This window comes from Rhodococcus sp. AD45-ID (assembly GCF_003023755.1).
In the GTDB taxonomy this organism is placed as follows: domain Bacteria; phylum Actinomycetota; class Actinomycetes; order Mycobacteriales; family Mycobacteriaceae; genus Rhodococcus_F; species Rhodococcus_F globerula.
This window is the reverse complement of sequence record NZ_PYHL01000001.1, coordinates 1,713,419-1,735,923: the sequence shown is the minus strand read 5'-3', so window position 1 is coordinate 1,735,923 and position 22,505 is coordinate 1,713,419. Positions and strand designations below refer to the sequence as shown.

Below are 22,505 nucleotides of genomic sequence, written 5' to 3'. Positions count from 1 at the left end.
GATGAGCGAACGCGGAGTGCTACTCGACCTACGGCCGTTGCGCGAAAGCGCGCCGTTCCGGAGAGTGTTCATTGCCCGTACCATCTCGATCTTCGGTATCGGGATGCTGATGGTCGGTGTGCCGATCCAGATGTACGCGCTCACGGAATCGTCCTTCATGGTCGGTCTCGTGGCAGCCGTCGAAGGCGGTGCGTCCATCGGCGGCATGGTGGTCGGCGGAATACTTGCCGACAAATACGACCGGAAGACCCTGATTCTGTTTGCGCGCACAGTATCCGGATTGACGTTTGTCGGGTTGGCTCTCAACGCGATGCTCGAGAATCCGTCGACGGTGGCAATCTTTGTGCTTGCCGTTGTCAACGGGCTTATCGGTTCGATCAGTATCGCAGCGCTCTTTGCCGTCATCCCCAGTCTGATCCCCAAGGACCAATTGGTGGGTGTCGGCGCGCTCAACGTGCTCAGTGCGCGGGCGGGCGCCGTGATTTCCCCCGCACTCGGCGGATTGTTGATCGCGGCAACGTCGGTGGCCTGGAACTACTGGGTTGCGGCCGCCGGAACCGTGATCACGATCGTGCTGCTCTCGGGCTTGCCGTCCATGATGCCACCGGGGCACGAGCACGACCACGAGTCCGGGCACGGCGAACCGCCGGTGTCCGTGACGGGCTTCATCTTCGGGCACCGCGTGGTAGGCGGCGTCATGGCAGTTGGTGTGATCGCGATGCTCGGCAGCGGTGTCCTCGTTCTGGTTCCCGGGTTCGTCGACGAACGATTCACGGGTGACTCGCGCGCGGTGGGCATGTTGTACGCGGCCGGCGCCATCGGTGCGGTGCTGGCCACCATCACCAGCGGTTGGCTTGGCCGCCTTGCACATCCGGGCCGAGTGCTGATGGCGGCACTGGTAGCGGCCTTTGCCGTGCAAGCCCTGGTCGGATTGGCCACAGGACTGGTAGTGGCTGTTCTCCTGCTGGTCGTGGTGGGTGCCGTCACCTCCGTTCAGGAAGTGCTCCGGTATTCGATCATCCAGACCCACACGCCGACAGCACTGCTGGGGCGGGTCAACGGATTGTGGGCGGCACAGGAAGTTGCCGGACTCTCGGTCGGTGCATTGATTGCCGGCGCATTCGGAGCAGCCTTCCTGCCGTCGACGGCTGTTGTCGTTTACAGCCTGACCCTCGGCGGTGTCGCATTACTGTCGACGGTGGTGCTCGGGTCACTACGGCGAGTAACCGGCGGGACCCCAGATCTGCAAACACCAGACCTTGAAACAGAACTCGAAAAGGAACACCGATGACCACTGCATTCACCCGCGAGCGCATCATCTCCGATCTTGCCGAGGTCCTCGATCTCCCCGTTGACGAGCTGACCGAAGACGTGAGCCTGATCGATCTTGGCCTGGATTCGGTGCGGCTGATGTCGTTGGTCGAGCGCTGGCGATTCGAGGGAGCGGCAATCGATTTCGTGGATCTGGCATCGGACCCGCAGGTGGGTGCCTGGCTCGAGGTAATGGGTGCCGAGTAACAGCGATGCCGACCACGAGTTCTGTGACCGGCGGCCGCCGGATAGTTCGGCGGGCGGTATATCTCGCCGGAGCGGCCGCCGTCGGTGTGGCAGCGCTGGGCGTGATTGTTTTCTATGTCGGGCCTGAGTCCAACACATTGATCATCGCGTCGTCGTTTGTTCCGTTGATGCTCGGTGTCGGTCTGTTGGGTCTGTTCCTACTGGCAGCAACACGATCCTGGCGGACTCTCGCCGTTGGGGTTGCAGTTGTGTTGGCGGGGGCGTTCACCCAGGCGCCGCTGTTTGTCTCGAACACGCCGGACACGGTTGCCGGAGAGGGAATCCGGGTGATGCAGGCGAATATCCGCCTGGGAGAGGCCGATCCGGATGCGTTGGTGGATCAGGTTCGCTCGCACTCGATCGACGTACTCACCATTCAGGAACTGACGGACTCAGCGGTGCAGCAGCTGGACACGCATGGTCTGGCTGCATTGCTTCCGTACCGGTTCGTCGAGCCGAAGGACGGCGGCGGTGGTACCGGAATCTACAGTCGCTTCCCGCTCACGGAGCAGGAGTCGTTGGGCCGTTTCGCGATGTCCAATCTCGTCGCAACAGCGGATATCGGTGACGGCCGCAGCGTGACGGTGGCCTCGGTGCACCCGATGCCGCCTTATCCGTCCCCTGCCTGGATGTGGGCGTCGGAGATGGGCAAGTTGAACGGATTGCTGCACGAGCAGGCGGCCGACGGCAAGCCGATGATTGTTGGCGGCGACTTCAATTCGACATACTCGCACAGCCGTTTTCGTGCGATCCTGACGGACGGTTTTACCGATGCCGCGGAACAGACGGGCGCGGGGTTTGTGATGACTTTCCCCGCCGACACGTGGTATCCGGCGTTGATCGGGATCGACCACATCGTGACGAACAGGGCGACAGTGACGCACTTCGAGCGGATCGAGATCGAGGGTTCGGATCACCATGGTCTGGTGGCGACGGTGACACCCCATTTTGACGGAACCTAGGTTATCCTAACTTTCTGTTGGTGTTTTCTATCGAGAGACCTGAGTGATCGGTGAACCGTAACCCTGCCGGTGTGAGTGTGGTTGTGCCGGTGTATCGGTGCTTGCCGTACGTGGAGAATTGCCTGCGTTCGGTGCTCGAGCAGACTCGCCCGATTACGCAGATCGTTCTGGTGGACGATCGCGGTGGGGACGAGTCCATGGCACGCGCGGAGTCCTATCTACGTTCGCGCGGAGTCGATTTCACCTCCGTGGTTCACGAGCGCAATGAGGGGTTGGGGCGCGCTCGCAATTCCGGTCTGGGTGCTGTGACCGAAGATCTCGTCTGGTTTCTCGACAGCGACGACGAGGCGGCACCTGATTTTGTCGAACGACTCGAGTCGGCGCTGATTACTGCCTCGGCCGACTTCGCCTGCACCAGAACAACTCGCGTCGACGAATCCGGTCGAGCCATCCAGATCGACGAGGCGCCGTTCGGCGCGATGGTGGTGTCTGGCAAGGAGTTTGCGCGACGCCTGATTCTCGGGGACGCAAAAGCCTACGCATGCACCAAACTCTTCCGCCGGGAGCTACTGGGGGAGCGCCCATGGGACGAGGGGCAGGGGTACGAGGACATGGCGCCCGTGTTGCGAATGTCGTTGGCTGCCGAGCGAGTTGCCCTGGTTGAGGAGCCGTTGTATCGGTATCTCTACCGTGAGGGCTCGATCAGTACCTCACTCACCTCGCGAACGCTTGACCTGTTCAAAGTCCAACGCGACATTGACAGCGAGCTGGGCGCTCATTCTCTGAGCACACAGTGGGGCAACGAAATACGTGCCTTCCGCTACCGCGAGGTGCTGACGTCCGTCGCCCACGTGGCAATGCGCGCCCGCCACGCGTCGCCGACGCGGCCCGCACTCTACGACGAGGCGATAACCCGTGTGCGTCGGTCGATTTCGACGGACGACGTGATTCCGTTGGTACGCACCGGTCACCGCCGCGAGGCTGTGTTCGCGGTGATGGTGAAGTACACCCCAGGCCTGTACTCCGCGATTCTGAGGCACCGATGAGGGCACCGATGAGCGCACCGCTGGTCACCGTCCTGATCCCCGCCTACAACGCCGGGCCCTACCTGCGCGAGGCGCTGGATTCGGTTCTTACACAGGATTTCCGTGACTTCGAACTACTCGTGATCGACGACGGGTCCACCGACAACACTGGCGCGGTGCTCGCGTCGGTGTCCGATCCGCGACTGCGGGTGGTGCGCCAAGACAACACCGGACTGGTCGGTGCTCTGAACCGAGGTCTCGCGGAAGCACGGGGGCAGTTCCTCGCGCGGATGGACGCCGACGACAGGATGGGTGTCGGCCGGTTGTCCGCCCAATTGGCAGTGTTGACGGCTGATCCGTCGATAGTGTCGTGCGGTACCGATTACGAACTGTTCGGGGCAATGTCGGGCAGGGTTCGGATGCCGCGTTCGGATGCGTCCTGCCGCCAGAGGTTGTTGCTCGGCAGTTGTCACTGCGGCGCATCGGTCATGATCCGCAAGCCCATCCTGGACCGCAGTGGTCTCGAGTTCCGGACGGAGTTCGCTCACGCGGAGGACTACCGGATGTTCGCGGAACTCTCGGAGTTCGGTCGTCTCGCCAACGTGGCGATGATCGGATACGAGTACCGGATCTACCCCCACCAGGTCAGTGCCGTGCACGGGTCGCAGCAGCGGATTGCGCACCAGCGGATCGCTCGCGAGTACGCGGAGTCGATTGGCGTCCGGCCGCTTTCGGACGAGGCGCTGACTGCGCTGCTGTGGCCGCAGGTACCGGCGGGGCCGTTGCCCGTGGCGGCGGTGCGGGCGTTGGCGGACATCGCGCGCCCGGCTGCCTCTGTGGTGATACGACGCCCGGGCGTCGAGACCATCCGGTTCACCGGACGAAAAATAGTCGAGACGCTCGCGAAAGTGCGAGCAGCGCACTAGGTTCTTGCAGAATCCAGCACGTCAGGTTCCGGAATATCGAGGTCCTGAATGTTGAGGTGACGGGGGTCGGATTTCGCGACCACCGGGGTGGCCGAGAAGTCGACGACCGCACGGCGCAGTGGCACCGCGATCACCGCTATGGCGACCAACTGAGCGCTCAGCGTTGCCAGTCCGGCCCCGATCAGGCCCAGCCGGGGAATCAAGACCAGTGCCAGCGACACTGTGGTGACGACGATGACGCACTGGACCGCCAACATGAGCCGGAGTCGTCGCAAGATCTGGGAGAGAAGGAAATAGACCACGACAACAGCTCCGGCTATCGAATCGAGCGCCATCACGAGGACGAGTGTTGTTGCCGCGTGGAAGTAGTCGGGACTGATCACGTACAAAACCAGTGGTCCACCGATCGCCAGCCCCGCAGCAGATACCGCGGTCACCACCGCGAGCATTCGCAACAACCGCCTCAGCAGGGCTTTACGGTCGGCATCGGGCGACGAGGCTTCGACGATGAACGACGAACCGACTCCGCTACGGAGTAATCCCACTGCCGAGCACATGGTCCAGGCCACGTTGAAATAGGCGTTCTGTTCGGCGCCCAACTGCGACACCACGATCAGTGGCAGCACAAGGGGTGTCACCGTGAGCACAAGCGTCATCGTGAAGAAGACGCCCTGGAATGCCCACAGTTCTCGCACCGGTGGCAGGTCTGGCGCGATTGCCTTCCGGCCACGCACACCGGTACGCAGAATGTGAACCAGCGCAACCGCGGTGACGCCAAACGCCAGCACACCCCAAGACCCGGTGAGGGCCAGAGTAGATCCCGTGCCCGCCAGCGCAACGATCGGAACGATCTTGAGTACCGACAGTGCAATGTTCTTGGCCGCAACACTCTTCGCCAGCCGCAGACCCGTCAGGATCGGGTCGGTCAGAGCGTAGATCGCCAGTGTCATCACCAACATCGGGAAGGCGACGCGCTCGGTCGTGTTGGTGAAGAGGCGTTCGTTGGTCGGATTGACCAGCAGGAAACCGCAACCGAGAAGAACGGCCACGGTGGCTGTCAGTGCCAGCCCGCCCAGGACCAGACGCGTCGAGGCGCGTCCGGCGACGGGAAGGAAACGTTGGTATGCACCGCCGAGCGACAGGCAGGACACCGATGCGAGCATGGTTGCCGTGCTGATGACCGCCGACGCGCGACCGACTTCTGCCGTGCTGAAGAAGCGTTCTGCCACTGCCCAATACACGAGGCCGAGTGCACCTGTTGCCACGGACGAGAGCATCAGCGCCGCGGCATTGGACTCGAGTCCAGCGCTCAGGCGACGGGTCGGCAAGCGGCTCATGGGAGAGAATCCGAGTTCACGGCAAAAGCGTCGATCAGCGCCGTCGAGGTCGTGTCGACCTTGCGGGCGAACAGTGCCCGTGACGCACGCAGTGTCGGTTCGTCGTCGATTCCGAGTACCCGCGGGCTCAGCGCAGTTCGATCAGACCAGTCGATGTGATGAAGCGCATGTACCGGGTCGGCGATGAACATGTCGACGTCGGCGCACTGCTCCACGTCCTGAACGATCCGACGCGCGTGCGGCGCGGCTTTGAGGATCGAATGGAAAACTATCTCGTCGGAACACAGTGTGTGCCGATGGAAGTCGAGCCATCGCGGATGTTCCGCGATGAATCCGGTGACCTGATCCACTGCGCCGGCGGTCAGTGCCCACCACGTTGATCCCTGAAACAGTTCGATAGTCGGATCCACCTTCCGCGGAATGCGCCCGGACAGTCGCGCGCGAAGCGGGGACCTGTCGTCCGGAAAGTGTCGACGGTCCACCAGATGGGCGCGCTGCGCACCGGGGCCGGTCAGTCGCCAGTCAACTCGGATGAACTCGGTGGAACTCTGCCAGGCCGCCAGCACTTCCTCGATCGGCGCGATCATCAGATCGGAACCCGATAGCAAGGCGTACCGCTGATACTCGTTGCGGGAGGATCGCGCGTGCTCGATCAATCGAAGAATCACGTGCACGACGCTCAGCCCGCCCCAGTTCACGGAGCGACGGTCGCGCAGATAGGTCACCCCGTCACTTTCCGGCACCACGGCCTCGAACGATGCGAGATCGGCTTTGGCGTCGATGTGGACATAGACGTCGATAGACGGGTGGCGCAGTGAATCAACGAGTGCGGCAAAGACTTCTGGCTGGTGATGCGCGATGACCAGAACTGCGGCCCGGAAGCTCACTTCAGCGCCTCGCGCACGAGTGCGGCAGTGTGCGCGACATACGGCGGCCGGAGCATGCCGACATGATCGCCGAACACACGCTCCACCGAAACAACGTGGGGTGCAACTCGAGTCCACCACGCGGGGTCATCCGGGTTGTCTTCTGCCATGACAACCGATACTGCGCCGTCCCACGGCTGCAAACGGTGCATGAGCGCGACGCGTCGACCCAGATCGTGGAATAGATCCCACTGCGTCTGCGCCGGGTACTGCCACAGTCCCGCCGTGAGTAACATGGCGCGAGTCTTCCACAGCGTGCGACGATCGGTGGGAGCAGGTTCGGACAAAGGGATCGACTGTTCACCCGAATCCGGCTCACTGCGAGACAGATCGAGAATTCCCGAACCCAGTGGTCCACTCAGGATCGTGTCGAGGCAGATCACCGCGTTGACGGTTTCGCCCTCGGCTTCGAGTAGACGCGCGACATCCATTGCGATCACACCACCGAGTGAGTGACCGACAAAGGTGTACGGGCCGTGCGGTTGTACCTGGCGGATCTCGCGCAGGTAGCGCTTCGCTGCTGAGCGCACCGTCCAATCGGGGAATCCGCGGCCTTCGAGTCCGTGGGCCTGGAGGCCGTGCACCGTCCATTGAGGTCCGAGTTCCCTCGCCAGTGGCAGCAACGCCAGCGCGGTGGAACCTGCTCCGGCAAAGGCGAATAACGGGTCCCCGGTGCCGCCGGTCTGCAACGGCACCAGCACACGGGTGCGCAGCGTCGTACCTGTAGCGGCCTGCTCGAGATGTGCGGAAAACTGGTGCAGGGTAGGGAAGTTGGCCAAGGTTGCCGACGACAGTTCGGCGCCGAACTTCTGGCCGGCACGGGTGAGCATCTGCTGAGTCTGCAGGGAATCGCCCCCGAGAGAGACGAAGTCGTCGTCCCGGCCGATCTGCTCGATCCCGAGGATCTCGGACCACAGTGCTGCCAGTTCGGACTCGACACCCACGGCGGGGGGAATTACGGCGGGCCTGGGGGAGGGCGCTGGAAGAGCGCCGCGGTCCACCTTGCCGCGTTCGTTGCGCGGTAGCGCCGGAAGCAGCATCAGATTGGCAGGAATCATCCAGTCAGGCAGAGTCTTTCGAAGATCTCGTCGCAAGTCTGCCGCAGACGGCGCGCGTGTAGCGGGATCTACGGCAACGTATCCGACCAGCACGGCGCCTGAGTCTGTTTGCCGAGCCAGCACAACGGCATCTTCGACAGCAGGTAGGCGTCGCAGTGCCGACTCCACTTCCGACGGCTCAACCAGGTAACCGCGCACCTTGACAGCGTCGTCGCTCCGGCCGACCAAGTGCAGCAGTCCGTGCTGGTCGAATCGGCCCAGATCGCCCATCCGGAACGATCGTGTGCCGTCTGCTGCCCGGCCGAACTTCGTGATCTCTGCCGTAGCGGTGCCGTCTCGCTCGACAAAATAACCTTCGGAAAGATAGGCCGATTCGACGACGATTTCGCCGACCTCACCCGGCGCCACATCGGCGCCGTCGGGGCCGAGCAACCGCACCACTTTGTTGGCGGCCACAACGCCGACGGGAAGTACCCGGTCGGGAACGTCGCGGCCAGGGGGGAATTCGTTGAACGCGAGATTGCCGGTCTCGGAGGAACCCGACAGATTGCAGTACGAAGCAGTCGAACTGAGCAAGGTGCGGAGCCTGGTCACGTCGTCGCCGTGCACTGCCTCACCGCACGTGGTGACCAAGCGGAGACCGGTCAGTGTGGCGGTGCCGGCGCACACCTTCATGACTGCGCGCAGTAGTGAGGGGGTGGCGTGCAGCGTGGTCAGCACGTGGCTCGAAATCCACTGCGGGACTTCCTCGATACCTACTTCGCGGGGATCGAGAAAATGCAGTTCGCCACCGTTGAGTAGTGCGCTGAACACGACGTCGAGTCCGCCGCCGAAGCTGATCGGCAACGCCATTCCCAGCCGATCGCCCGAACCGATGCCGAGCGTGGCGTGAAAATCCGCCGCCTGGTTGAGCCACAGTCGGTGGCCCTGGCGGACTGCCTTCGGTGTACCGGTGGAACCGGATGTGAAAAGTAGTACTGCGCAGTCGCTCTCGCTGACAGCGGGCAGTGGCTGTTCGGGATGTCGGGGCAATGCAGCCAACTCGGCCGGGGAAATGCGAGCAGCACCCGAGCGCGTGAGAATGTTGTGGCGCCGATCCTCGGGCAGTTGCGAGTCGAGCAACACCAGCGGATGTCCCGAGAGAAGCACGGAGACAAGCGCGACGACGCAGTCGAGGCTGCAGGTGGTGTCGAGCGCAACGGGGCGTCGATCGCTACCGAGATGACCCACCAAGGCCCGGGCGTGGGCATCTGCAAGCGAGTGGAGCTCCCGATAGCTCAGACTGCTACCGCGGCAGACCACCGCGATGTTGTCAGGCACTGCGGTTGCAACGGATTCGAACCGTTCCCGCACCGAGGACCACGGCACCGGGAACGGTTCGTGTCCACTAGGAGCGAGGAAAGACTCGAATGTCGAAATATCAGACACCGGCAGTTGCTCCGAACGCAGCTGTCACGCCGAGCCTGGGGAAAAGCAGTTCGGCAGTGATTTCGGCCTCGCGGATGAGTGGCCACCCGGACAGGATCCAGATGTCGATGCCCACCCTTTCGCTCATCTCGAGCATGCGCGCGGCCACGTTGTCGGCACTGCCCACGAGGTAATTGCCGGTGCCCTTACCGGCGACGTCGAATGGTGGTTCGGCGCCGGACCACGTGGTCAGTCCGGCAGCCATGTTCGGGGCAAACTCGAGTTCCGATCGGGTGGGCAGGCGGCCGGCTCGCAGAGCGTCGATCCGGGCCTGCACCTGTGCGTCGTCGGAGGTGAGTTCCGCCAACGGCGGGAACCCGAAGCTGGTCAGATTGCGGTCTGCGGTGCTGAGCACCGATTCCGGTGAGGTCTGGGACAGCTGCCATTCGAACCGCTCCCAGGCCTCCTTTTCCGTTTCCCGGACGATGACGCTGGCCAATACTCCGAACTTCAGTTCGCGGCCCTTGTCGGATGCTGCTGCCCTGACCTTCGTGAACAGCGTCGACATCGCTTCAGCCGGGCTCATGAACATGAGGTAGGCGTCGAGAACCTCTGCCGCGTGCGAGATTCCGGCAGGGGAGGCCCCGGTACCCCAGACCGGAACCCCGTCAGGCTGACGGGGTCCGGCGATGGCCGGCTTGTATCGCGGACCGAGCTCGAAGTGCTCACCCGAGAACGCCTGCGCCTCATCGAGATAGAGCCGCTTGAACAGCGGCCAGTACTCCTCGGACACGCCGTAGCGTTCGTCCTTGGAGTGAAATCGTCCGTACCGCGCCAACACCGGATCGGCTCCGTTGACCTGGTTGTAGATCAACCGGCCGCCGGAGTACTGATCGAAGACCTGTGCCTCCTCGGCAAGCAGCGCCGGCGGTTTGACTCCGGGATACTCGGGTACGACAAAGCGCAGCCGTTCGGTATCTGCGACAAGCGAAATCGGCTCGCGGGCCGTTATCAACGCGCCGTAGTAGCCGAGTCGGTCGAGAGTGCGCGCCTGCTCACGCAGAGCGGAAAACGACGGCTCGAACCGGTGCCGCGGATCCCACGGCACCTCTCCGTCGTTAGCTCCGATGTACCAGAGGATCTCGGGAACGGACATCTTTCCTAGCGCTCGTCGCAGAATTCGGTGATCGGCAGGCCGACGTGGCGCGCCTCGGTGGGAACGTAGCCGAGCAGCTTGTCGCCCGGTTCCAGTTCGGTGACGTTGTTGACGCTGCCACCGGGTCCGAGCAGGCGCACGTGCCAATCGTCCTGCGCAATGACGTTGACGTTCTTGCCGTTCGGGGCAACTGCGGTGATCGAGATCAGCGGGCGCTTCTCGATCTTGACGCGGCCGATGCGTACTTCGCGAACACTGCCGTCGGAACGGACCGCGAGGATCGGCTGGCCCGCCTGAAGTTCGCTCACGTAGCGCGTGCGGTTGTCCGGAGCGAGGACGTAGGAGTGCACCGCGCCGGCGTTCCAGCGGAAGGGACGCGTCGGCATGTACGGCAGCGGGTGGGTCTCGCTGCAGGAGAGGAACATTCCGGTGGAGAACGAACCGATCAGGCAGCCTTCGTCCTTCTCGAGCAACGAGCAGGTGTCGATGCAGGCACGATCGCCCATGCCGATGTGCTCGACCTTCGTGACGACAAGCTCGGAGAGCTCCATCGACTCGATCTGGTGATCGACGATGCGCGCGATGCGGACGACGTCGTCGGCGCTACGAGGTGCGAGCAGGAGTCCGTCGGAGCCGTGCTCGAGGACCAGCTTCACGATTTCGGCGTCTTCGACGTCGGTAACCGTGGTGACCGTGCGTCCGCCGGAGTTCTCGGCTGCGGCGATGACGATCTCGAGGGGGATCTTGGTCGGGTCGGTGAACGTGAGAAGCGTCCACGGCACCTCACGGACAACCTCGCACGCCAGCTGCAGGGTCGGTGCGTCGGAAACGACAACGTGGACGCCGCGGTCAGGGGTGTGGCCGATGTTGGGGGACAACGCGTCCGCGCGGTCGGCGACCACGACGAGGTCAACTCCGTCGTACGGGAAGTCCTCTGCCAGTGGAGCGTCGACGCTCAGGATGCGGCGCACGGTGGGGGGAAGGCCGTCGAAGGTCTCGATCTTGTCCGAGAGGATGCCGTCGATGCGATGGTGCAATGCGGCTTGCACAATTGCCGGCAGCAAGCTCTGCTCGACCGAACGGACGTCGAGCCAGGCGAAGTGGCCTTCGCGGCTGATCGGTGTCCGTCGACTGTCCGTGCCGGCCCCCGTCGCCGGGAGGATCTGGTCGGTGACGATAGTGCTGTCCATAGTTGGACACGTTCCCTTCGTTGGTTGAACAAGCGCGCGTGCGTGCGAGGTGGTGAAAACTGAAGATCAGGCAATCTCGAGTTCGGACCGGGATGCCGATTCCTGTGGGGAGTGCATCATCCGGGCCAGTGCAGAGGCCACCGCGTACGGATTGCGTGCCTCGAATACATTACGGCCGAAGCTCAACCCGGCAACACCTGAGCTCAGTATTTCGGCGCCGAGCGCGAGTGCGTGCGCGTCGACGTCTTCGAGGGGCGGGCCGCCCGCGACGCAGATGGGCAGCGGGCAGGACTCGGCAACCTCACGCATGGATTCGGGGGTGCCGCTGTAGTCGAGCTTGACCAGGTCTGCACCGAGATCGGTAGCGATAGCCGCCAGGTGCTTCAGTTCCGCCGCGTCCGACGGGAGATCACCACGTAGGGGACCGCGCGCATACATCATGGCCAGCAAGGGAACTCCGAGTGTTTCGCATTCGTGGGAGACCTTGCCGAAATCCTGGAGTTGCTCGCGTTCGGTGGACGATCCGATATTGACGTGCACGCTGACCGCGTCGGCACCGATGCGTAGCGCGTCCTCGACGCCGCCGACAAGAACCTTCGAGTCGAGGTCCATGCTTCGGGTCGTTCCCGCTGAGAGATGGACTATCAATCCCATGCGCGCGAAGTGGGCAGGGTCGACGTGTTTGGCGCGGCCGCGATGGAGAACTACGGCATTGGTTCCGGCCTGCGCAAGAGTGTGGACCAACGAGTTCGCGTGGTCGGCCATGCCGAGTGGACCGACGGTGACCGAATGATCCAGCGGGACGACGAGAGTGCGCCCGGTAGCGTAGTCGCTGATCCGGGAGAGTCGGATGGACTTACCGCCCGAGGACTGCGACTTCGCATAGTTGGGTGATGTGAACACCGAGGTTCTCCAATCGGGCATCGAACGTGCGGCTGACGTTCTCGAGTGCCTCCGCAATATTAGGGTAGGCTACACAAATGGATTCCATCGGGGTAGAGGCAGTACTGCGATCTACACCACAAACACCGTCGGTAGCACCGCAAATGCGTCATATACGCCGCGACGCCGACGTGATGTCGAGTGCGGAAATGCACTCGTATCTCCGCAGGGTCGCATTGCCCGACGATAGCCTGACGAGTCCCGTCGACGCGTCCTTGTTGCGACGCATCGCCGACGCTCAGTTGTCCCGAATCCCGTTCGAGAATCTCGACATTCACCGCAAACGCCCGGTCGAGGTCTCGGTAGCTGCGATCGAGGAGAAGCTGCTCCGGCGTGAGCGAGGTGGAATCTGCTACGAACTCAACGGCCTGCTCGCCCGCGCTCTCCGCACCGTCGGATTCGACGCACAGTTGGTCGGCGCAGCCGTCGTCACTCCGAACGGGCCGGGGCTTCCACTAGGCCACGTCGCAATCGTTGTCGGCTTCGCAGGCGAGACGTGGTTAGTCGACGTCGGGTTCGGTGGCGACGCGATAGTGCACCAGGTCGACGCCGGCGCAGTCGCCGGATGGGACGTGCGCTTTCCTTCCGGCGCGTCGTACCTGACGGACGCGACCACGAGGCCACTCGCAGATTTCGCGGCAATGGCGTGGTGGCACAGCACCTCCCCGCTGGCCCGCTTCACCGGCGGAATCGTGTGCTCCCTGACCGAGGGCAGTGTGCGAAAGACACTCTCCTGCAGGCCTGACGAGCAGTACCAGCTAGCCGTTACGGACGGGGCGCTACGCAGCGCCCGCGACCTGGACGGCGACGAAGCACTTGCCGTACTGGCCGCGGAGTTCGGCATCCGGTTGCCCGAACTTCCGCGACCGGCTCGATTCTGAAATACCTGATCCGGTAACTGCTGTTATGCCGGATACTGCTGTTATGCCGGATACTGCCAGGGACTGGGGAATGGCAGGCCCAGGTAGACCTCGCCCAGTGCGGACTGCTCGTGCTCCGACTCCACCCACCTGGTCAGGCGAGCGCGTCGCAGCTGCCAATCCAATGGATCTGCGGACAGCGAGTGCAGTGTTTCGGTAAGCATTGCGGAGAAGTGCTGTGCCTTCCAGATACGTGGAAGGCAGGTGCTCGAGTATGCGTCGAGGTGCTCACTGCCGCCGGTCAGGTAAAACGCACCGAGTGCATAGGACAGCGTGACTGCGTCGGACACTGCAAGATTGAGACCCTTTGCGCCGGTGGGGGGAACAATGTGGGCGGCGTCGCCGAGTAGGAAAAGCCTTCCGTGTTGCATGGTTTCGCACACGTACGAGCGCAACGGGGCCAGTGATTTGTCGAAGATCTCGCCGCGCTCGAGTACCGGGAAATCGTCACTGGCGCTGCGGAGTGTCAGCTCGTCCCAGATGCGTTCGTCAGACCAGTCGCCCAGGTCGGTGTCCGCGGGAACCTGCAGGTACTGGCGGGTGATGTTCGGCCCGCGCATGCTGTGCACCGAGATGCCGTTCTCATGCGCGCAGTACATGCCCTCGGGGGTGGTGGGGGTGGTGTGCGCCAGGATGCCCAGCCACGCAACGGGATAGGTCCTCTCGAACTCTCGGACCGAGTCTGCGGGAAGGTGTGCGCGGCTCACCCCGTGGAATCCGTCGCAGCCGGCGACGAAGTCCGCGGTGATCTCGAGCAGTCCCTCTGGTGTCTGGACCTGCAGGCGGGCGCCGTCGGTGGTGGTGTCGATCGAACGTACCGAGGCCTCGAAGAGTAGAGGCTCGCCGCCCCCGACCCGGTCCGCAACGAGGTCGGCAACCAGCTTCTGCTGCGGATAGACGGTGGCGTGGCCGCCGACGAGCCTGGTGAAGTCGAGATGATGTGTGGTTCGGTCGAACCGAACATAGAACCCGTTGTGCACCATGCCTTCGCGAGTGATTCCGTCACCCACACCGATTTCGTGCATGAGATCGACGGTGGGTTGCTCGAGGATTCCTGCTCGGGTTCGTGTCTCGATGTATGTGCGGTCGTGACGTTCGAGGACGATGGAGGAAATACCCTGTCGGTGAAGCAGAGCGGCGAGAGTCAGTCCGGCGGGTCCGGCACCGATGATCGCAACCTGAGTGTGCACGTGTAAGTTCCTTTGTTTGTCTTCGAGCGTATTCGTTGTTGCAATACCGGATCACCCGCACCTCGGCCACTGGATGTTATGTGACTGTCGACACACAAGCCCTCTAGGGCTTTGCTAAGGCTTGCCTATCTTCTACTCTAAGGCATGCAGTTCGACGAACTGCATGACCTCCCGAATCCAGTTCTTGGAGAGGGACATTGTCTGGGTGTGAGCCAGTGGCCAACACATTCTCCAGGCATCGGACTGTCAATATGAGTGGAGACGATCGTCGTGAGTACTTCGATACCGACAGGTGGCCCGGCTGCTGACATCACCGGAGCGACACCGTCCGAACCGGCATCCGGTAAGGGCGGGAACCGTCCGACCGTCTCCGTCATCGTCCCGGCCATGAACGAGGCAAAAAATTTGCCCTTCGTTGCGTCGCGGATGCCTACGGATATCGATCAGATCGTCTTCGTCGACGGACATTCCACTGACGACACCGTAGCTGTGGCCCGTGAATTGTGGCCGGATGCAACATTTGTCGTGCAGACCCGTTCCGGTAAGGGCAACGCCCTGGCCTGTGGATTCGAGGCATCGACCGGCGACATCATCGTCACCATCGACGCCGACGGTTCGACCGACCCCGCTGAGATTCCCTTCTTCGTCGAGGCACTGGTCGGCGGGGCCGACCTCGCCAAGGGAAGCCGATTTGTCGGCCGCGGTGGAAGTTCCGACATCACCGGATTGCGCAACGTCGGTAACAAGGGCCTCAACGGCTTGGTCAACCTCATCTTCCGAACAAAGTTCTCCGATCTCTGCTACGGCTACAACGCCTTCTGGCGCAAGCACATCCCGCTGCTCGAACTGGCGCCGGTCGAGTACCAGCGCGCGCAGTGGGGCGACGGTTTCGAGATCGAAACCGTCATCAACGTCCGTCTTGCGACGAGCGGCCTCAACATCGTCGAGGTCGGCAGCTTCGAGGGTCCCCGGATCCACGGACGCAGCAACCTCAACGCCTACAGCGACGGCATGCGAGTGCTGCGCACCATCGGTCAGGAATGGCAGCACTGGCGCGAGACCAAGACCATCCAGAAGAAGACCGCACAGGCTGACGTCCGCGAACTGACGCTGTGACCGCCCCCTCCGGCGACACCGTCGTATCGCCGGAGGCGGCAGTCGCAGGTGACCCCAGCACTGAGGGGCCCAGTACTGGGGGTTCCAGCACGAACGGCCACAGCCTCGAGCGAAACAGTCTGGCGCTCACTGTCTCAGCGCTCTTGACCGGTGTTGTGGGTCTTGTCTACTGGGCGATTCTCGGACGCCTTTACCCGGCGCGTGAGGTAGGTGCTGCCGCGGCGGTGATCACCACGGCAACCATGCTCTCGGCTTTCGGCAACTTCGGTATCGGTGGACTCTTCGAACGTTTTCTTCCGCTTGCCGGGCAGCGCTCCAAGTCGCTTGTCGGGGCGGGGTTTGCCGTCGGTGCGGTGGGCGGTCTTCTCCTGGGCGGCGGATTCCTGCTGCTTGGCCCGACGTCGGAGATGTTCCTCCATCCGTTCGAGTACTGGCTTTTCCCAGTGGTTGTAGTTGTGTTCTCCACGTTTGCCCTGCTCGACCACACCGCGGTGGCGTTCCGCGAAGCCGGTTGGGCCGCAGGGAAGAACGTCGCGCACGCGATTGTGAAGCTGGTGCTTGCCGCAGCATTGGCGTTTACCGCTTCACACCTCGCCATCATCTGGACGTGGACGGTCCCGGCGCTGATCGCCGCACTTGTCCTCGGTGTGATGGTTGCCCGGCGGCTGCGCACTCCCGACTATCAGAGCGCGCCGTCGCAGTTGCCTCCTCGCCGGGAGATCGGCAATTACCTGGCTGGTTCCTACGGCATCTACGTGGTCAGTGCGCTTGCGCCACTGCTGCTCCCGCTGATCGTCGTATCGCGAATGGGTGCCGACGCCAACGCGTACTTTGCAATCTCCTGGTCCCTGGTCACCGCCGTACTGGTCTTGATGACCATGCTGCTGGGGCCGTACGTTGCCGCGTCGGCAAGTAGTGATCCGACGCGCCTGTACGGTCTGACCCTTCGATTCTTTGCGATACTCGGTGCTGTCGCGTTGAGTGGTGTGCTGCTGTTTGCAGTGATCGCGCCCGTGATGTTGGACATCGTCGGTAAGCCGTACGCGGAGCAGGGAACTCCGCTGCTCCGCCTGGCTGCGATTGCGCTGGTTCCCGCGACAATAGTGGCCGCGTACACCGCGGTTGCCCGTGTGCGTCGCCGCTTACGCCTGGCGGTGGCAGTGCAGATCTGCAATGCGGCACTGATTCTCGGACTCAGTCTGGCATTGATCGACGAGCACGGACTTGTCGCGTTGGGCTGGGCGTACATCGTGGCTGAGTCTGTGTCTGCCGTGATCCTTGTTGTGCCACTTACCCGTGCTGTTCTTGTTATGCGGAGTGAATCTCAGTCTGTGAACTGAATGGCATCCGGTGACGGATCGTAGTAACCGGATTTCTGCATCTTCTCCAACTCGTCGAAGTCTGCCGCATACACAGTGACCCAGTCCACCTGTACGGCAACGTTGTCCGGGCGCTGCTCCGAGAAGTCGGAGCACGGTGTCATGCCCCAGTCCTCACGACGTTCACACGCTCCGGCCTCGGCTTGCAGGCCGAGCCACATGGGGACGTCCGGAACCATTGTCTCCGAATGTGCTTCGGCCCAGACTTTGCCGTCGAGCAGGTAGCGGACGATGCCAGGTCCCCACTCGACCCCGACGGTGTGCCACTCGGAGAAATCTCCCCCCGTGGATACACCCTTTTTGTCGTTGGTGCCTTTGTCGTCGACCCAGTGCAGGAAGGCGGACATCTCGTCGCGCGTGCCGCTGACGCTTTCCGCGAAATCGATCTCCGGTGGCCATTTCTCGTTCTGTGGCCAGAGCAGCATGTGGTACGAGATGTCGTCGCTGTTGTCGGCGCGCATGCGGATCTCCCAGCGCCCGTACTGCTGGGTGACCGGATAATTCGACACCCCGCCGGTGATCCATCCCGAATCGGTTCGTTGCGAATTCAGGTTGAGCAGACCGTCGTCGACCTGAACCATCGACGCATCCCACGTGCTGTTCGGATTGCCGCCTGGCTGGCCGCTGTAGGTACCCCAGTCGGAACCGAGATCACAATCGTCGAAATCATCGCTGAATATCTGCTTCCAACCTTGCAGGTCACCGCGAGGAAGTGACACGCCACCAGGTGAGGATTCCGGCGCGCACGGGTTTTCGGCCGGCGAATCGGTCGCGATCGTGCACGAAGTACAGGACGCGATGAGGGCGAGCGTCGCGATAGTTCCGGCAGCGCGCCGCCGTCGACGGCTCATACAGCCATTGCGATCAGTCGCACGAAAGTCAGAGTCGCAGCGGTGATCACACAGACGGCAAGCGCAAGGCTGATCAGTTGGGCGGCGTGTCCGCGGCCGATGCTGCCGGTGGCAGGAACCTCGCGTTCACGCAGGATCACACCGGCGACCAGGAGAACGCCGGCGGCCAGGAAGAAGAAGATCGCAACACTCATGGGGACTCGAATTCGATAGCGGGTGCGTCGACACGGCGCAGGATCGTGATGCTCGGCTTTTCGATCATCGGGACGTAGAGGCCGCTGTCGATGATAGCGGCCAGTTCGGCGTCGAGATACTCCTGCGTCATGCCCTGCTGCAGCAACGCCATTCCGATGCCCTGGCTCGTGACGTACACGTACATGGGGTTACGTGTCAGAGCGCAACCGCTGAGGTCGTTGGCGCAGTCGTAGCTGTCCACGAACATCATTCGCGGCCCGAGCGGGTCCAGCGTCCGTCGCACACCGTTCGTGTGAGACGCGTGGCTCCACGTCATGATCGTCGTAGACGGCGGAACCGCCGCGATGAACTGGTCCGATACCGTGACCTGATCGGTTGTCGACGCTTCGAATGCGGTGTTCAGTCCGCGGTTTGTGGTCAAGAGCAATCCCAGCGAGACCAATGCCAAGGTTGCAGCGGCCGCCCGAACCCCGTAGGACGGTCGTGTCTTGCGCGGCCGCGTGTGATTTGCCGACGAGACCGGGTTGAGTGCTTTACGGATCTGGTTGCCGGCATGCGCGAGGGCGACGGCGGCAAAGGGAGCCAGGACCGGGGAGGCGAGAACGAAGCAACGGATGATCATCTCGCCGCCGTAGCTTTGCAGCAGGACAAGCGAGAACGGCGCTGCGGCAACGGCTCCTGCCACGAGCCAGGTTCGTCGGTGGCGTGAGAGCACCCAACCTGCAAAGGCCACCACCGCGAGTATCCCGGACGCACCCATACGCAGGTACTGCATCTGCTGGTACGTCGGATCTCCGGTGATGCGCTCGCCCACGCCGCGGCCCACGGAATTGCCGACCTGCCCGATCTCGCTGAAGATCGACTGGAGGTGGCCGATCCAGAAGTCGGTGGCGCCGTAGCTGAACCATGCCGCGAACACCAGACCCGCTGCCAGCCACATGGTCCGGTAGCGCGTTGCTCCGAACAGTGAGAATGATGCGAGGACCACGATGACCAGGATCGGGGTGATCTGGTGACTGACGGTGGTGGCGACGATGAGGAGCAGCAATACCGCGCCCACCGCGAGTGTGCGGAGTGAATCGAAACCGGGAACGAACCCGGGGGTGCGCCGAGGCGCCGAGACGATGAATCGGCCGATCCCGGAACCGATTACCGGAAGTGGTGAGCGTCGAAGCTGCCACAACAGCGTCGCGAGGATGGTGGTGTAGAAGATCGTCGCAACAGCCTGCGGAGCGAAGTAATCCTGCTGGTACCAGTTGAAGAGTTGGTAGATCACCACTGCCAGCCAGGCGAGCCGAACGCGGCCGGTGATGGCAATCGCGATGGCGTACAGCGGAAACGCCAGTAGCGCGCCCATGTACAGCGGCGCCCACAGAAGCAGTACGGTCGCATCGGGAACATCGGCGACAGTGATCAGATGTGCCCCGGCGGAGAAGAATCCGGCCCAACTGAATCGCGCGTCGATCGAGTTGGGGAGAGTGCCGCTCTGAGCCAGAATGTTGATGAAACCACGATGTACAAACGCGACCGGTACGGTGGTCTCGCCGGTGGCTACCGGCACGAGCATCGTGGTGTAGAGAATCAGCATGACGGTGTTTGCCGCCATCAACACGTGGTCGATCAGGCGTCGATGCAGGGTGTACACGATTGTGCCGCAGAGCGTTAGCAGTCCGAGCACGTAGATCGGCCCGATTTCGGTGATGATGCCGAAGTGGCCGGCAGCCGCGATGTCCAACCTTGCAGCGGCGACCAGGAACAGAATGAGGGCGATCAGCAGTGCACCGAAACCGATTGCCCGGCTCCGGTCGACATAGCGCAGGCGCTGGCGTTCGCCGTTCGGCAGTCGGAAGTCAGACGGCACAGTGCGCGAGGCGCCGGCGCAGAGTGCGAGTGCGAGGAGCACCAAGATGAACTGAGTGCGCAGCGGACTCCACCACGAGGCCACCATCGTCAGTTGACTGGCCAGGATGGTGACGGCCAACGACACCGACACGATCAGGGCAGCCGAGAGCGCGCGGCCTGGAATGCGCAGCGCAACAACGACGGGCAGTCCGGGAACCAGGGTCATACCGGCAAGCGCGATCAGCAGGCGGATCGGCGCGGGCACGAAGTCGGCGATGTCGGTTGCCACGGCGAGGTTGAGCACGAACATGGCAACCGCAACTGCCACGCCGATTCTCAGGCAGATACGGGGATTCCACCCGTAGTGGGGGATCGATGCCACGGACTTACCCGGCCGGAGATCGATGATGTCTGTGTCGGTGTCTATTTCGGTGCTCACCGCCCGGCACCGACCCGGCGCGCGTTCAGGTGGCTACGAACGAACAGGACCGGTCCTGCAAGGTAACCCAGGGCTTCGAGGATTCGCAGGTGCAGCGGCCAGTCGGACGGGAAGTCGATGTTCTTCGTGGACGTCGGCGAGATCAGCATGTGGATTCCCCGTGGGATACGCGTGAGGATCGGCCGCGGTGATCCGGACAAGACGAACTTGGTCAACGACGCGGCCATACCGGTGCCGTAGCCGTAACTTTGCACCCGAAGTTCCGGCATGTTGTCACGGTGGTAGTGCCGCACAACGGCGTTCGGATTGTAGGCAACAGCCCAACCGTCGAGGAGTGCTGCGCGGAAAGCGTCGAGGTCCTCACCGCCGTGGGTGGGGGTGCCGGTGCCGAGGCGCTCGTCGAATCCGCCGATCGAGTGCAGGGCAGTCGATCGGAACGCCATGTTGTTGCCCGATCCGCACTCGCCCGCTGTGTAGGGGAAGAACGGACCGTGGGGACCGTACTCGCCGAGGGTGTCGTCTGTGCCGAGCGCAGTCTCTTCGAGAAGGTTCATCGCCCAGAGCGTTGCTACCTCGCCCTTGTCGAAGACCTTTGCTTCCTCGAACCAGGCTTGCTCCCTGGTGTTGGATTCTGTACCGAGCACTCGGCCGGTCACGACTCCGACTGAACTGGTGTTGTCGGCGTGGAAGCTGGTGACAATGCCCGAGATCCACCCGGGATCGGGGACTGCGTCGTCGTCGGTGAAGGCGACGATGCGGCCCCTGGCGCTCTGATGTCCTTTGTTTCGGGCCGCCGAGACACCGGGGATGGGCTGTTCCAGGATCGACAGGCGGGGGTCGTCGATGTCGGCCAGAATCCGCGCGGCCTCACTTCGGTGGGGACGGTTGTCGACTACCAGCAGTTCGATATTGCGATGATCCTGCGCCAGCACGGTACGGACGGTGTTGAGCAACGAATCGCGACCGACAGTGGGAATCACAACGGTGATCAACTCGTCGGCGGCGACGGGTGCTTCGGCCGGTTTTTCCACTGGCGCTTGTACTTCCGAACTGGTGGTGCGACGGCCTTGGCGAATGGCCGCGGCCGCAGTGGCTGATGCGGTGACAAACAATCCGAGGATCATGACGAGAATCCGGGACACCGCGCTGATGCCGTTGCCCGTTACCGCGCCGCGGAGATAGCGCAGCACCCCGGTGGTCAGAGTGCGAATGACAAAACTTCGTTCGGCTGCGAGCCCGGCCTTACCGCCCACCATGTCGGACAGCACAGCCTTGGAGTGGCCCTCGTGGCGGCAGCGACTGATGAAGTAGCGCAGGGTACTACGGGTGCGGGGAACAAAGTGGTCGACGGCAAACTCCTCGATCCGCATAACCTTGGATCCCGGGAATTGCTGTCGTAGTTCAATTCCCATGAGGGTTTCCTCGCAGCCGGCCGGCACTGTTCCGACGCGGCCCAGACGGTCGGAGAAACCGCCGATCTTCTGCAATTCGGCACGGCGGACAGCCATGGCGGCGCCGATCGGGTTGCGGATCTCGGCGCCGTCGGCGGCAAGCCCGCGGTAGTCGCAGCCCACGACCCAGCCGAACTCGTCCGGGAACCACGACGGTGGTGCTCCCGCTTCCCATTTGGCGTGTACTGCACCGCCGACGGCGATAACGGAAGCGTCAGAGAAGGCGCTGCGAACGCTGTCCAGGGCCCCGGGTCGGAGCACCGCGTCGTCGTCGACGAACGCGACCAACTCAGTCCGCGCTGCCGCGACACCGGTGTTGCGGGCGCCGGACAGGCCGCGGGTCGCCGCGTTCGGAATCACGGTGATGCCACTCGGGAAGGCGGAAATCAGATCTGCGTGGAGTGCGTCGTTGTGGTCCACGATCACAATCAGTTCGTCCGAGTCCGGGCGAAGCTGCGCCTGGGCGCTGCGGATGCCGGTGGACAGCTGATCCAGACGGTCGTGGGTGTAGCAGCAGATCAATACGGTGATCCCGGGGACCAGGTGGGTCTGCGCTGTCAAGACGTACTCCGACGGGGTCTAGGCGGGGTGCAACACCACCCCTGGAAGGGCAGCCTTACCTATGTTATCGGACGT

The 22,505-nt window shown here is 63.0% G+C and carries 19 protein-coding genes; 8 read left to right on the top strand and 11 right to left on the bottom strand.

Going from position 1 to position 22,505, the window contains the following annotated elements:
- The first annotated feature begins 1 nt into the window (after window position 1).
- The 5 genes from entS to C7T36_RS07830 all read left to right on the top strand — a co-directional run bounded on the left by entS (window position 2) and on the right by C7T36_RS07830 (window position 4,470).
- Window positions 2-1,291: an enterobactin transporter EntS gene (entS, locus tag C7T36_RS07850; protein WP_045064527.1), complete on the top strand. Its 1,290-nt coding sequence runs from the start codon at window positions 2-4 to the stop codon at window positions 1,289-1,291.
- Window positions 1,288-1,518 carry a phosphopantetheine-binding protein gene (locus tag C7T36_RS07845; protein WP_033231646.1) on the top strand — a complete coding sequence of 77 codons (231 nt, stop codon included), beginning with the start codon at window positions 1,288-1,290 and terminating at the stop codon, window positions 1,516-1,518. Before entS ends, C7T36_RS07845 begins: the two co-directional genes overlap by 4 nt.
- Before the next feature lie 5 nt (window positions 1,519-1,523).
- Complete coding sequence (locus tag C7T36_RS07840; protein WP_052683348.1) at window positions 1,524-2,519, top strand: endonuclease/exonuclease/phosphatase family protein; 996 nt, start codon at window positions 1,524-1,526, stop codon at window positions 2,517-2,519.
- A 71-nt stretch (window positions 2,520-2,590) separates the two neighbouring features.
- Window positions 2,591-3,565, top strand: a complete 975-nt coding sequence (locus C7T36_RS07835) for a glycosyltransferase family 2 protein (protein WP_106939744.1) — start codon at window positions 2,591-2,593, stop codon at window positions 3,563-3,565.
- An 8-nt stretch (window positions 3,566-3,573) separates the two neighbouring features.
- The gene (locus tag C7T36_RS07830) at window positions 3,574-4,470 is read left to right on the top strand and encodes a glycosyltransferase family A protein (RefSeq protein WP_045064522.1); all 897 of its coding nucleotides are present in this window, start codon (window positions 3,574-3,576) and stop codon (window positions 4,468-4,470) included.
- Here C7T36_RS07830 and C7T36_RS07825 read toward each other — a convergent pair.
- From C7T36_RS07825 to C7T36_RS07800, 6 genes are all read right to left on the bottom strand, one after another.
- Window positions 4,467-5,807 carry a lipopolysaccharide biosynthesis protein gene (locus tag C7T36_RS07825; RefSeq protein ID WP_045064520.1) on the bottom strand — a complete coding sequence of 447 codons (1,341 nt, stop codon included), beginning with the start codon at window positions 5,805-5,807 and terminating at the stop codon, window positions 4,467-4,469. The two genes, C7T36_RS07830 and C7T36_RS07825, sit on opposite strands and share 4 nt — an antisense overlap.
- Window positions 5,804-6,694 carry a beta-1,6-N-acetylglucosaminyltransferase gene (locus C7T36_RS07820; RefSeq protein ID WP_045064517.1) on the bottom strand — a complete coding sequence of 297 codons (891 nt, stop codon included), beginning with the start codon at window positions 6,692-6,694 and terminating at the stop codon, window positions 5,804-5,806. The genes C7T36_RS07825 and C7T36_RS07820 overlap by 4 nt, the downstream gene beginning before the upstream one ends.
- Window positions 6,691-9,219, bottom strand: a complete 2,529-nt coding sequence (locus tag C7T36_RS07815; protein ID WP_084702431.1) for a non-ribosomal peptide synthetase — start codon at window positions 9,217-9,219, stop codon at window positions 6,691-6,693. The genes C7T36_RS07820 and C7T36_RS07815 overlap by 4 nt, the downstream gene beginning before the upstream one ends.
- Complete coding sequence (locus C7T36_RS07810) at window positions 9,212-10,354, bottom strand: LLM class flavin-dependent oxidoreductase (protein WP_045064515.1); 1,143 nt, start codon at window positions 10,352-10,354, stop codon at window positions 9,212-9,214. Before C7T36_RS07810 ends, C7T36_RS07815 begins: the two co-directional genes overlap by 8 nt.
- Before the next feature lie 5 nt (window positions 10,355-10,359).
- On the bottom strand, window positions 10,360-11,544 hold the full coding sequence (locus tag C7T36_RS07805) for a 3-dehydroquinate synthase II family protein (RefSeq protein ID WP_033231641.1): 1,185 nt from the start codon (window positions 11,542-11,544) through the stop codon (window positions 10,360-10,362).
- 66 nt (window positions 11,545-11,610) lie between these two features.
- The gene (locus C7T36_RS07800; RefSeq protein ID WP_033231827.1) at window positions 11,611-12,447 is read right to left on the bottom strand and encodes a 2-amino-3,7-dideoxy-D-threo-hept-6-ulosonate synthase; all 837 of its coding nucleotides are present in this window, start codon (window positions 12,445-12,447) and stop codon (window positions 11,611-11,613) included.
- A gap of 77 nt (window positions 12,448-12,524) precedes the next feature.
- Here C7T36_RS07800 and C7T36_RS07795 point away from each other — a divergent pair, with 77 nt between their 5' ends.
- On the top strand, window positions 12,525-13,367 hold the full coding sequence (locus C7T36_RS07795; RefSeq protein WP_052683346.1) for an arylamine N-acetyltransferase: 843 nt from the start codon (window positions 12,525-12,527) through the stop codon (window positions 13,365-13,367).
- A gap of 41 nt (window positions 13,368-13,408) precedes the next feature.
- Here C7T36_RS07795 and C7T36_RS07790 read toward each other — a convergent pair whose 3' ends face one another.
- Window positions 13,409-14,596 (bottom strand): 4-hydroxybenzoate 3-monooxygenase, encoded by a 1,188-nt coding sequence (locus C7T36_RS07790; protein ID WP_033231640.1) that lies wholly within the window; start codon window positions 14,594-14,596, stop codon window positions 13,409-13,411.
- A gap of 309 nt (window positions 14,597-14,905) precedes the next feature.
- Between C7T36_RS07790 and C7T36_RS07785 the strand changes: the two genes are divergently transcribed.
- Both C7T36_RS07785 and C7T36_RS07780 read left to right on the top strand, forming a co-directional pair.
- On the top strand, window positions 14,906-15,712 hold the full coding sequence (locus C7T36_RS07785; RefSeq protein ID WP_230590013.1) for a glycosyltransferase family 2 protein: 807 nt from the start codon (window positions 14,906-14,908) through the stop codon (window positions 15,710-15,712).
- The gene (locus C7T36_RS07780) at window positions 15,709-17,052 is read left to right on the top strand and encodes a lipopolysaccharide biosynthesis protein (RefSeq protein WP_106939702.1); all 1,344 of its coding nucleotides are present in this window, start codon (window positions 15,709-15,711) and stop codon (window positions 17,050-17,052) included. Before C7T36_RS07785 ends, C7T36_RS07780 begins: the two co-directional genes overlap by 4 nt.
- Here C7T36_RS07780 and C7T36_RS07775 read toward each other — a convergent pair.
- The 4 genes from C7T36_RS07775 to C7T36_RS07760 are packed head-to-tail and all read right to left on the bottom strand — an operon-like array spanning window position 17,037 to window position 22,430.
- Entirely contained in the window at window positions 17,037-17,942 is a 906-nt protein-coding gene (locus tag C7T36_RS07775) for a family 16 glycosylhydrolase (RefSeq protein ID WP_045064513.1), read from the bottom strand. The two genes, C7T36_RS07780 and C7T36_RS07775, sit on opposite strands and share 16 nt — an antisense overlap.
- Window positions 17,939-18,136, bottom strand: coding sequence for a hypothetical protein (locus tag C7T36_RS07770; RefSeq protein WP_033231638.1), 198 nt, complete (start codon window positions 18,134-18,136; stop codon window positions 17,939-17,941). The genes C7T36_RS07775 and C7T36_RS07770 overlap by 4 nt, the downstream gene beginning before the upstream one ends.
- Window positions 18,133-20,418 carry a hypothetical protein gene (locus C7T36_RS07765; RefSeq protein WP_239654618.1) on the bottom strand — a complete coding sequence of 762 codons (2,286 nt, stop codon included), beginning with the start codon at window positions 20,416-20,418 and terminating at the stop codon, window positions 18,133-18,135. The genes C7T36_RS07770 and C7T36_RS07765 overlap by 4 nt, the downstream gene beginning before the upstream one ends.
- Window positions 20,415-22,430, bottom strand: coding sequence for a glycosyltransferase family 2 protein (locus C7T36_RS07760; RefSeq protein WP_045064511.1), 2,016 nt, complete (start codon window positions 22,428-22,430; stop codon window positions 20,415-20,417). The genes C7T36_RS07765 and C7T36_RS07760 overlap by 4 nt, the downstream gene beginning before the upstream one ends.
- Window positions 22,431-22,505 lie beyond the last annotated feature (75 nt).

What these genes read in the sequence shown, in the direction of transcription:
- C7T36_RS07805 (WP_033231641.1), bottom strand. Translation starts at nt 11,544, where the DNA reads ATGGACAGCACTATCGTCACCGACCAGATCCTCCCGGCGACGGGGGCC.
- C7T36_RS07775 (WP_045064513.1), bottom strand. Translation starts at nt 17,942, where the DNA reads ATGAGCCGTCGACGGCGGCGCGCTGCCGGAACTATCGCGACGCTCGCC.
- C7T36_RS07770 (WP_033231638.1), bottom strand. Translation starts at nt 18,136, where the DNA reads ATGAGTGTTGCGATCTTCTTCTTCCTGGCCGCCGGCGTTCTCCTGGTC.
- C7T36_RS07830 (WP_045064522.1), top strand. Translation starts at nt 3,574, where the DNA reads ATGAGCGCACCGCTGGTCACCGTCCTGATCCCCGCCTACAACGCCGGG.
- C7T36_RS07810 (WP_045064515.1), bottom strand. Translation starts at nt 10,354, where the DNA reads ATGTCCGTTCCCGAGATCCTCTGGTACATCGGAGCTAACGACGGAGAG.
- entS (WP_045064527.1), top strand. Translation starts at nt 2, where the DNA reads ATGAGCGAACGCGGAGTGCTACTCGACCTACGGCCGTTGCGCGAAAGC.
- C7T36_RS07840 (WP_052683348.1), top strand. Translation starts at nt 1,524, where the DNA reads ATGCCGACCACGAGTTCTGTGACCGGCGGCCGCCGGATAGTTCGGCGG.
- C7T36_RS07845 (WP_033231646.1), top strand. Translation starts at nt 1,288, where the DNA reads ATGACCACTGCATTCACCCGCGAGCGCATCATCTCCGATCTTGCCGAG.
- C7T36_RS07825 (WP_045064520.1), bottom strand. Translation starts at nt 5,807, where the DNA reads ATGAGCCGCTTGCCGACCCGTCGCCTGAGCGCTGGACTCGAGTCCAAT.
- C7T36_RS07795 (WP_052683346.1), top strand. Translation starts at nt 12,525, where the DNA reads ATGGATTCCATCGGGGTAGAGGCAGTACTGCGATCTACACCACAAACA.